Source organism: Methanobrevibacter millerae, assembly GCF_001477655.1.
GTDB lineage: Archaea > Methanobacteriota > Methanobacteria > Methanobacteriales > Methanobacteriaceae > Methanocatella > Methanocatella millerae_A.
Genome location: NZ_CP011266.1, coordinates 32661 through 43873 on the forward strand (window position 1 = coordinate 32661; position 11213 = coordinate 43873).

Annotated in this window: 6 protein-coding genes; 5 read left to right on the forward strand and 1 reads right to left on the reverse strand. The window is 31.8% G+C overall.

All coding sequences use genetic code 11. The features are described 5' to 3' along the window. Positions 1-468: 468 nt before the first annotated feature. Positions 469-6042 carry a DUF7507 domain-containing protein gene (locus SM9_RS00145; protein ID WP_058738210.1) on the forward strand — a complete coding sequence of 1858 codons (5574 nt, stop codon included), beginning with the start codon at positions 469-471 and terminating at the stop codon, positions 6040-6042. 211 nt (positions 6043-6253) lie between these two features. Here SM9_RS00145 and purD read toward each other — a convergent pair whose 3' ends face one another. Then, positions 6254-7564, reverse strand: a complete 1311-nt coding sequence (gene purD / locus SM9_RS00150; RefSeq protein ID WP_058738211.1) for a phosphoribosylamine--glycine ligase — start codon at positions 7562-7564, stop codon at positions 6254-6256. 100 nt (positions 7565-7664) lie between these two features. Here purD and SM9_RS00155 point away from each other — a divergent pair, with 100 nt between their 5' ends. The 4 genes from SM9_RS00155 to SM9_RS00170 all read left to right on the forward strand — a co-directional run bounded on the left by SM9_RS00155 (position 7665) and on the right by SM9_RS00170 (position 11092). Beyond that, positions 7665-9038, forward strand: coding sequence for an MATE family efflux transporter (locus tag SM9_RS00155; RefSeq protein ID WP_058738212.1), 1374 nt, complete (start codon positions 7665-7667; stop codon positions 9036-9038). Next, complete coding sequence (locus SM9_RS00160; RefSeq protein WP_058738213.1) at positions 9028-9441, forward strand: MarR family winged helix-turn-helix transcriptional regulator; 414 nt, start codon at positions 9028-9030, stop codon at positions 9439-9441. The genes SM9_RS00155 and SM9_RS00160 overlap by 11 nt, the downstream gene beginning before the upstream one ends. Further along, positions 9438-9971 (forward strand): nitroreductase, encoded by a 534-nt coding sequence (locus tag SM9_RS00165; RefSeq protein ID WP_058738214.1) that lies wholly within the window; start codon positions 9438-9440, stop codon positions 9969-9971. The genes SM9_RS00160 and SM9_RS00165 overlap by 4 nt, the downstream gene beginning before the upstream one ends. Before the next feature lie 320 nt (positions 9972-10291). Further along, entirely contained in the window at positions 10292-11092 is an 801-nt protein-coding gene (locus SM9_RS00170) for a P-loop NTPase family protein (RefSeq protein WP_058738215.1), read from the forward strand. The last annotated feature ends 121 nt before the right edge of the window (positions 11093-11213 follow it).

Consider the following 11213-nt stretch of genomic DNA (forward strand, 5'->3'; position numbering starts at 1 on the left):
TTTTATGTTGGTTATAATTTATAATCTTATAATTAATGATTATTTATTCTTTTTATTAATGGTATTGAATAACTAATTTTATTTTACAATAGATTTTTCTAATTGATATTTTTTATACTCTTATTTTCTTATCAAATAGATTTAAAAGTGTTATTTTCTATTAGGAACGCTAATTTAATATAATGTTTATATATGAGGAAAAATTAAGTAATAATTGTTATTTTAATTTCGATTTGACTAATGTTTATTGTATTATAACAGCCGATAATAATTAGTTTACTATTTTTTTAAAAGGTAATATGGACTGTCAAGCACATAACTTTAAAATTAAATTTTATTGTTATTGAGTGGATTGAGACAAGATTGTATTAGTAATTTTATGCAGTTTTTTATTCATAAATTTAAACTGCAATTCAATATTTCTATTATCATATTGTCCATATCAAAAAATATCTTTGGTGAGATTTAATGAATAAAATAATGAAAATCATTATTGCATGTTTGATGTTAATAATTATTTTCTCTATAGGATCGGTTTCTGCAGAAGAAATCGTTGACAGCGATTTCACTGATGTTTCGCAGATATCAGGTGAAGTTGCTACTGTGGAGGATAATCAGATTATAAATGATGTCAATCAGGAAATTGTTTATTCCAATTACAGTAATAATGAAAAAAGTCAGGTTCCTATTTCAAGTGGTGAAGTAGGTGAAAATCTAAGAGAAAATCTATTGGGATTAAGTTTGGATGAAGAGAATGCTCTTCAATATGGAGATATAATAACTTTCAGCGGAGATCATTTCAGAGACCTTCGTGATGCTATAGAGAAAGCTGAAGACGGAGACACTATCGATTTAGAGGGAAAAACTATTATTGCAGATTCTATGGGTGGTAATTCAAGATTAACTACTCATAAGCATTTGACCTTTATTAATGGTGTTATAAATTCAGCTAATGTAACCACTATTTCTGCCGGAATGCGTAGTGAATTTTATAACTGTATTTTTGAAAATGTGACTTTTATCAATTATAGGGAAGCTTATACATATGGAATGATTATATCCGATTGTGAATTAAGGCATGTTACTTTTCAAAATTTCACCGTCGATGTAGCCGGATTTGTAGTAAGAAGATGTAATTTAACTGATGTTAATTTTACTGAATGTCATTCTTTGCTGGAAGAAGATGAAGATGATTATGAAACTGGTGCTATGATAGTAGCATATAATTCTAACTTTGATAACTGTAACTTTGTAAACTGTACTACTAACAGACACTCCGGTGCGATTTGTATTGCTGGAGAAAATGGTAATGCTGTAAATATTACGAATTCTAATTTTATTAATTGTAGAGCAGGTATTGGTGGAGCAATCTATGTTCATGGTAATGAAGCTATTAATGAAAATTTCCACAGTAACATTATAAACTGTACATTCATCAATAATACTGCAACTGAAAGAGGGGGAGCTATAGGTTCCAGTCAAAATTATTTGGTTGTTGAAAATTGTCTATTTGAGAATAACACTGCAAAGCGGGGATCAGCTTATATGCTTGCAGGTATTGATCATGGTCTGGATGGAATTCCCGAAGGTCATTATAATTCAATAATCAATAGTACCTTTAAAAACAATGTCGGTACCGAAGAGGGTGGAGCAGTCCACATCACAGGTAATAATAACAAAGCAATAAACTGTACTTTTTTGGATAATTATGCAACCGAAGGAAATGGTTCAGCTATTTATGTTCATGGTAATAATTCATCAGTCATTGATTCAGAATTCTATCATCATGAATGTTCAAGAGGTACTGTTTATATTATAGGTGACAATACAATAATAGATAATTCAATATTTGAAAATAATACTGCATCAAGAGGTGGAGCAGGTGTTTATGTTGATGGAAATAATACTTTAATCAGTAATTCTATTTTTAACAACAATAGTGCTGTTTACCATGGGGGTGCTCTTCATTCTCATGGGGATAATCTTACAATAACAAATTCTAACTTTACTTCAAATACAGCTATTGCCTCTACAGATGACATTGAGCAGGGTTTAGGTGGTGCTATTTTTATTAAAGGAGATAATTCAGATATTTCATTTTCATTTTTTGAAAACAATGTTGCACGTAACGGGTCAGCGATATATAACAGGGGACAAAACTTAACAATTGAAGATGACACATTCATTGAAAATCAGGCATGGAGTTATCTTATCACTGGAATAACAAATGATAAACGTTTCTATTATGACCCTGAAGCTAATGTAACTATTGATGTTACTCATATGGGTGGAGACAATATTATCAATGCTATCTATAATGACGGAAGTCCGAATAATATTTTCTTTAAAAATGTGACCTATGAACTTTCTCTTAATAACAGAACTAATTCAGGGCCTGATTTAGTTAATCCGGTTGATGGTGTTGAAAAAAGTGAAGGCGGTACTCTTGTTTATCAGGATTCTCGTGAAGACAATCAAAACATTACAATTGTCGTTACTCATATGGAAAGCGGAAAGGTTGTAATCAATGTTACTTCCAAAACAGGTATTTTAGGTAATTTAACTGTCTCTAAAAAAGGTCTTCTTCCGGGAAATTACTCTGTAAATGTCACTCACATTGAAGACGGATTGTATAAATTTATTACAAATATGACTTACTTTGAAATTTTGCCGGTGGCTGATTTGGCTGTTGAAAAATTGGTTTCAAATAAAACATGTAATCTGGGTGATGAAATTATCTGGACTATTAAGGTTACAAATAATGGTCCAAATAATGTAACTGATGCTTATGTGATTGATAAGCTGCCTGATGGATTAATATTCAATGGTGCTGATGGTAAATATGATGAAACTACTGGAAGATGGGACATTGGTACATTAAATGTTGATGATGTTAAAATTTTAGCAATTAAAACTATAGTAAATATTACTAATACCACTTTTGTGAATGTTGCAACCATAAACAGCAGCACTTATGATCCAAATCAAACAAATAATGTCGCTAACAACACTACAAAATCTAATTCCATTGCTGATTTAAGTGTAGTCAAATTAGTTTCCCAAAAGATATCTGTTATTGGAGATACAATTACCTGGACTATTAAGGTTACTAACAATGGCCCAGATACTGCTGTAAATGCATATGCAATTGATGTTCTTCCTTCAGATATAGCATATGTAAGTGATGATTCAAACGGTAAATATAATTCAAATAATGGAAGATGGGATATTGGTAATTTAAAAAAAGGAGATTCAGCCACTTTAAACATTGTAACAAAAATCACTAATGACATGACCACTGTTGTCAATAATGTTTTTGTAAACTCCAGCACTCCCGATTCCAACATGACCAATAATAATGCTTCAAACGATACAAGAGTTCTTGAATCCAATTTCATTGTTGAAAAAAATACAATTACTCCTATAGTATCTGTAGGCGAACAGGTAAAATTCCAAATTGTGGTTAGAAACACAGGTTTAACTAATTTAACAAATGTATTCGTGGAAGAATATTCTTATGATGGTTTAGAATTTGATCATGCCTTAAATCAGTCTCTTTGGACTCATTCAATTGTGGATGGAAAGAATAGATGGACTTTAAAAGACATATTGTGCATTAACCAGGTTACATTATTGACTGTAGTCTTTAATACTACAAAAGTTGGTAATTTCACTAATGTTGTTGTTGCTGGTTCTGATGAGACTGAAAACAAGACTACTAATAATACTACTAAAGTCGTAGAAGGTAAATTGGATGTTAAAAAGATTACTATTAACCCTGTTGTTTTAGTCGGTGACCAAGTTACCTTTGAAATTCTTGTTAAAAACATTGGAGAAGTTACTTTAAGTAATGTATTTGTTGAAGAGTCATCTTACACTGGTTTAACATATGATTCATTTGTTAAAAATGGATATTGGACTAATTCTGTTGTAAATGGTAAAAACAGATGGACCTTAAATACTAACTTAGCTCCAAATGAAGCTATTGGATTATTTGTAGTATTTAACACTACTAAAACTGGTAACTTTACTAATGTTGTTGTTGCTGGTTCTGATGAGACTGAAAACAAGACTACTAATAATACTACTAAAGTTGTAGGCGGTAAATTTGATGTTCAAAAAATCACTTTAACTCCTATGGTGCATGTCGGAAACCAAACTTCATTTGAAATCATTGTTAGAAACACTGGTGAAGTTGTTTTGCATGATGTGGTTTTAGAAGAAACTTCATACAATGGGTTAATTTATGATTCATTTGTAAATACTCCTTTATGGACTCATTCTGTTGTTAATAATAAACATATATGGACTTTAAACAAAGCATTGAATCTTAATGAAGTAGCTACTTTAATTGTTAACTTCAATACTACTGGAGTTGGTAACTTTACTAATGTAGTAACTGTAAATTCCAATGAAACCGGCAATAAAGTTGCAAACAATACTACAACTGTTTACAATCAAACTACTCCGGATCCTGAATCCAATAAGACTAAAAACCCAAACATCGAAATTGTAAAGGTTGCTTTGGATAAAGTTGTAATCATTGGTAATCAGGCTGTATTTGAAATCGTTGTTACCAATACTGGAAATGTAGTATTGCACGATGTAACTGTAAGTGAAGATTCGTTTACTGGTTTAGTATATGACAGATGGTATGATTACAGCGGATTATGGAATGAAAATGGACAATTAAAATGGATAATGAACTCTCCATTATACACTGGTGAAATTGTTTCATTCTACGTAGTATTCAACACTACCACTACTGGAAGATTCACTAATGTTGTCTCTGTTGATTCCAATGAAACCAACAAAAAATCTGCTAATGATACTGTTGAAGTAATTAAACCTGATTTCGCGGTTGAAAAAATTTCTATTAACAGATCAGTTTTAGTTGGCGAACAGGTGATGTTTGAAATCGTTGTTCACAACTTAGGACAAGTAGATTTAACTAATGTTGTTGTTCGTGAAGATATATTTACTGGTTTAGTCTATGATTCATTCATTGATCATTCAGGTTTATGGGCTAAAAACGGTGATTTGTCATGGAATTTAACTACTCCTTTACGTGCTGGTGAATATGAAGGATTCTTTGTAGTATTTAATACTACTGCTGCAGGTAATTTTGTTAATGTTGTTGTTGCTGATTCAAATGAAATTCCAAACAAAACAGACAACGATACCGTTGAAGTATTGAATCCTTCTTTGGATGTTCAAAAAATTACTATTAACAGAACTGTTAATGTCGGCGAACAGGTAATGTTTGAAATCGTTGTCCACAATACTGGAAAGGTTATCTTAAATGATGTGACTGTCAGTGAAAATTCATTTGATGGATTAACTTATGATTCATTTATTGATTACTATGGTGTATGGACTAAAAACGGTGATTTGTCATGGACTTTAAATGCTCCATTATATGCTGGTGAGTATTTAAGCTTATTTGTAGTATTCAACACTACCAAAGCAGGTACATTCACTAATGTTGTTTCAGCTTCAAGTGATAAAACAAAAGATAAACCTGCTCAAAACACTACTACAGTAATAGAAAATCCTAAAACTCCAATGGCTGACTTGGCTATCGCTAAAGTAGTTTATGCAACCGATGGAAATAAAGTAACCTGGGGTCTTTATGTTGTAAATAATGGTCCAGATAAAGCAGTAAATGCAAGAGTTATTGATGTATTACCAAAAACTTTACAATACATTAGCTCAGTTGTATCAAAAGGATATTATGATGTAAACACTGGCTTATGGTTTATTGGTGATATGGAAAACGGTGAAGAAGCAACAATGATAATTGAAACAATCGCTTTAACAACTGGTAAAATCACAAACGAAGCTAATGTAACCAGTGACACATTAGATCCTGACATGAGCAACAACTACGACAATGAAACCGTTGTTATTAATGAGGTACCTGAAACTCCTAAACAACCTAAAGTTGAGCCAGTTAATGCAACTCCAGCCACAGGTAATCCATTAATCATGATTTTACTAGCATTAATTGCTTTAGGAATTGGAACTATAAGAAGAAAATGATAATTTACTGGGAAAAATTAATTTCCCAGCATTTTTTATTTTTACATGTAGATAATCTATTTCAATATAACTAAGTTTTTAATTCTACTTTTATTATATGGTAGTTACTTTTAATAATTTTAAAGATTTTCTTTATACTATTAAAATAATTCATCGTTTATTCAATTAGGGTGATGGTAATTTTTTTGAAAAAATATAATGTAAAAGAAATTTAATTTAAAATTTCTTTCATGTGCTCAACACGCTTGTCTACTAAAGCTTTTGTTCCTACATCGCTTCTGTGGTATACATTACCTTTAACATGTTCACATGCTTTTTCAGCTATTTTTTCGGCTTCAGTAATGCTTTCACCACTAGCGACTATACCGAGAGCTCTGGAACCTGATAGGCGAATTCCATCTTCTTCAAGACTGACTGCAGCATAAAATACTTTTGCGCCCATACCTTCAATAGCTTCTTCGTCAACTTCAATGACTTCACCTGCATGTTCTGTTTCTGGGTATCCGTCAGGTACGATGTATTTGCACACGCTTGCCTTATCTTCAAATTCCACTTCACCTAAGGTGCCGTCAACAATGTCTTTACAAACATCAACCAATGGAGTTTTAAGTAAAGGTAATACATTCATAGCTTCCGGATCTCCAAATCTTGCATTGTATTCAATCAAACGTGGACCGTCAGCAGTTAACATAAATTGGCCATATAAGATACCTTTGTATGGTTCAGCTTCTTCAGCTATAGCCTTAATAGTATCTTTCATTATTTTTACTGCACTATCATAATCATCCTGGGTTAAAAATGGTAGGAGTCCGTTTGAATCTGAGTATGAACCCATTCCTCCGGTAATTGCACCTTTGTCTCCTTCAAATGCATGAGGATGGTCTTGTGCTGCAGGCATTGGGGCCAAGTGTTGGCCATCACAGAATGCCTGTATGGTAAACTCTTCACCGATTACTCTTTCTTCAATAATTACCTGTGCAAATCCACCCATTGCATTGTCAATAACTTCTTTTGAATATTCTTTTGCTTCATTGTTATCTTTGAGGTGGTCTCCAACGATTTTAACTCCTTTTCCACCGGTCAATCCTACAGGCTTGACTACAACATCACGGTCAAAATCGTCTAAAAATGCACTTAAATCATCGTAATTATCGAATACTCTGTAGATTAAAGATCCGTCAATTTCATAGTCTTCAAATAATTTTCTCATGAATGACTTATCGGTTTCGATTCTTGCCGCACTTTTGCAAGGTCCTACACATTTGATTCCATTCTTTTCAAGTTCATCAACGATTCCTTTTTCAAGAGGAGCTTCCGGACCGATAAATGCAATTTCAATATCGTTTTCTTTAGCGAATTGAGCTACTTTTTCAACTTCTCCCTCATCGCCTTGCTTAAACTCTGCAATTTTACTCATTCCAGGGTTTACTTTACTCATATAACAGTATAACTCAACATCATCCTTTAAAGCATCTGCTATGGCATGCTCACGAGCACCTGTTCCAACAACTAAGACTTTCATAATAAAATTCTCCTTATTTATAGACTATATTTTTAAAAATATTTAAATACTAACACTTGCATATACAAGAGTATAATTGCATATGCAAGAGAGGTAGATTATGGAAAAAAATTCTAATATTGAAATGATTACAGGTGATCCTAAAAAGGCAATTAACAAACTATCACTTCCAATTATTGCCAGCATGTTTTTGATTTTTGCAAACAACATTATTGACAGTATTTGGGTTGCAGGTCTTGGGCCTGAACCTTTGGCCGCACTGGGTTACATTACACCCCTATTCATGATTCTTGTCGGGTTTGGAAATGGTATCGGTGCCGGTGGTAATTCATTGATTTCACGTTACATTGGTGCTGAAGACAGGCATTCAGCAAATAACGCGGCAATACATAACCTGATTTTGAGTGTCATAATATCTATCATAATTTCTATTGTATTCATTTTTTCAATGAAACCGCTGCTCATGATGATGGGTGCTGAGAGCGTAATCGGTTATGCTACAGAGTATGGTTTCATTATATTCGTATGGACATTTGCACTGTTGATGCCACCTATTGTCGGTGGAGCATTCAGGGCAGAAGGAGATATTAAAAGGGCTACAATACCAATAGCTTTAGCAGCTATTATCAACATGGTTTTAGACCCTATTTTCATTTATACATTTAATATGGGGATTGCTGGAGCCGCTTGGGCAACTGCTCTTGGACCGTTCATAAGTCTTCTTTTGATGTTCTACTGGATATTTGTCAAAAGGGATACCTATCTATCGTATAATTTAAAAGACTTTACAAATGACTTTTCAATGTATAAGGATATTTTGGTTGTAGGTATTCCTGCCAGTTTGGAACAGTTGGTGCTTTCCATCTTGACGATATTTGTAAATTATATGCTTACTATCGTATCAGGGTCTGTTGCTGTGGCGGTATATACTGCAGGATGGAGAATAATCAACATCGGTATGCTTCCTGCAATCGGTGTTGGAACAGCAGCAATTTCTGTTGCGGGCGTTGCATTCGGTGCTAAAAAATATGAAAACCTGAGGGTAACTGCAAGATATGCCGTAAAGGTTGCTTTGATTGCATCAATTATTGTGTGTATAATCCTTAATGTGTTCGCAAATCAGATTGCTTTCATATTTTCTTACTCTGAAAACAGTGCACAGCTGGCTCCAGCTATTGCCGGGTTCCTGCAGATTATGTGTCTATTTATATTATATGTACCCTTTGGGGCAAGTGCAGGTAATGTATTTCAGGGTGTCGGTAAAGGAACAATATCATTTCTTTTAACTACATTTCGGGAATTTATCTTGGTTTTAATATTTGCATATCTTTTAGGCTTTGTCTTTAATATGGGAGAGTTTGGAATATACTGTGGAATGCTTTTAGGTGGTGGAATAGGTTCTTTGATATGTTATGCATGCATTGAACTGTACATTAATAGATTGATTAGGAGGAGTGATGCTAATGGAATTTAGTAGAGATTTGCCGACGACTCCATATATTTCTTTGATATACAGATTTCATGCTAAATTTTTAAACAATAAGGTTAAGGATGTTAATATAACTTATGGACTTTATCCTTTTTTAATTGAAATTTATAAGCATGATGGTATAAGTCAGGAAGATTTGGCTAATCTGTTTTATTTAAATGAAAGCACTGTTACTAGAAATCTAAATAAACTTGAAAAAAGAGGATTCATTAAAAGAACACGTGAAAAAGAAAAAATCATATCTCTAACTGATGATGGTGTAGCAATTGCCAAAAAAGTTATGGATTATGATGAAAAATGGGATGATTTGATTAAAAAAGACTTATCTGAAGATGAATATATAAATTTTAAAAAGACTTTAATTAAGGTTTGTGAGGCAATAATATGAATCAAACTATTGAGGATTTAATATCAAGAAGAAGCATACGAAAATTCAAGGATGAACAGATATCTGATGAAGATTTAAATACAATTTTGGAAGCAGGTACTTATGCTCCTACTGGACGCGGTGCACAAAGTCCAAAAATTGTTGTTATTCAAAATCCCGAAACCATTAAAGAATTTTCAGCATGGAACAGAAGTTTCTTTCCAATGGAAGTTCCTGATGATGTAGATCCGTTTTACGGTGGAAAAACTTTGCTGATTGTATTGGCAGACAGTAAACTTCCAACATATGTTGAGGATGGAGCCAGCGTATTGGCTGTATTGGTCAATGCAGCTCATGCAGTTGGTGTTGGGTCATGCTGGATTCATCGTGCAAGGGATGAATTCGCATCTGCCAAAGGAAAATCTTTGTTAAAAGAATGGGGAATTCCAGAAAGCTATGAAGGAATAGGGCATGTTGTATTAGGTTATCCTGATATGGAAATGCCCAAACCGGCTCCAAGAAAGCCTGATTATATTGTTTTTGTAGATTAATTTTTAATCTACAATATATTTTTTTTCAATTATTCCACTATTTTTATTTGGTATTTTCCAGATTTTGTTTGTATTTATTAGAACAAAATTATTATAACTTTGTTATATTTTGAAGATGTCTATTTTTTTAAATTTTTCTAAACAGTTCGACAATAAAATTATCAAATAGATACTTTTTGGTTAATTTATAAGAAATTTATAGTAAAAATGTATACATTTATATATGATGAAAATTAACTATATCTTAAGCTATAAAAATAATATTTCTAATAGCTTGATGGAAAAAATTTCTATAATATATATTGACTTTGGTGATTTCGATGATAAAAAAATTCATGATTATTATATTATTTGCATTTTTCATGATTTCTGCAGTTTCTGCTAGTGAAATTAATGAAACGGCAATTAATGATCTTGCTGAATCTCAAATTCATGAATTCATTGAAGTTAATCAGATTGATATTGGGGAGGAAATAACAATTGATGATATCGTTGAAAAAGATGTTGTCATTGGGGAGGAAAATATTGCTCCAATGAAATCTAATTATGAATATAATGATTCTTATATAATTAACAGTCATGAAAATTATAACGAAATTGAAAATAATCAATATAATAATTCCTATATTGATGCTTTGATTAACGAAAATTTGGATAATGTTACTGTTTTGGAATTAAATAATTCAATAGTTGTTCCTGTCTATATAAGTGATAATATGTTTATGAATCACTTTATTAGTTGTATGGAACTTAACTCAATTTTTGAGACCATTGATTTTGGTGAAGGTTTATCAAAATTCAAAGATGAAATTGATAAGTTTAAAGTATTGACTCATGACGATCTTATATTTTATAATGAATATTATCATATATTGACTCATGATGTTGAAAAAAACATAGTATTATCAGATGATAAACTCCACACTAAATTCATGTTTTCTATAGATAATTCAATCGTGGGTAGTGCAGATTGTTTTATTTATGGTATTTCAAATTCTATTTTTTCAAACTTTAACTCATTTTCATTGTCTTCGTTTCAAACATTTTCTAATTTTGTGCAAATTTTTATAAATATTAATTATTATGAACATGCCTTTTTTCCAAGTAAAACAATCGAATGAATAAAAAAGAGATAATTTTTTAAATATTTTATTAATAAGAAGTTTTAACGTATTAAAATTATTAATTTGACATATCAGGTGATATTTAGTTAAAAGGAAAATTTTATATTTAATCAAATGG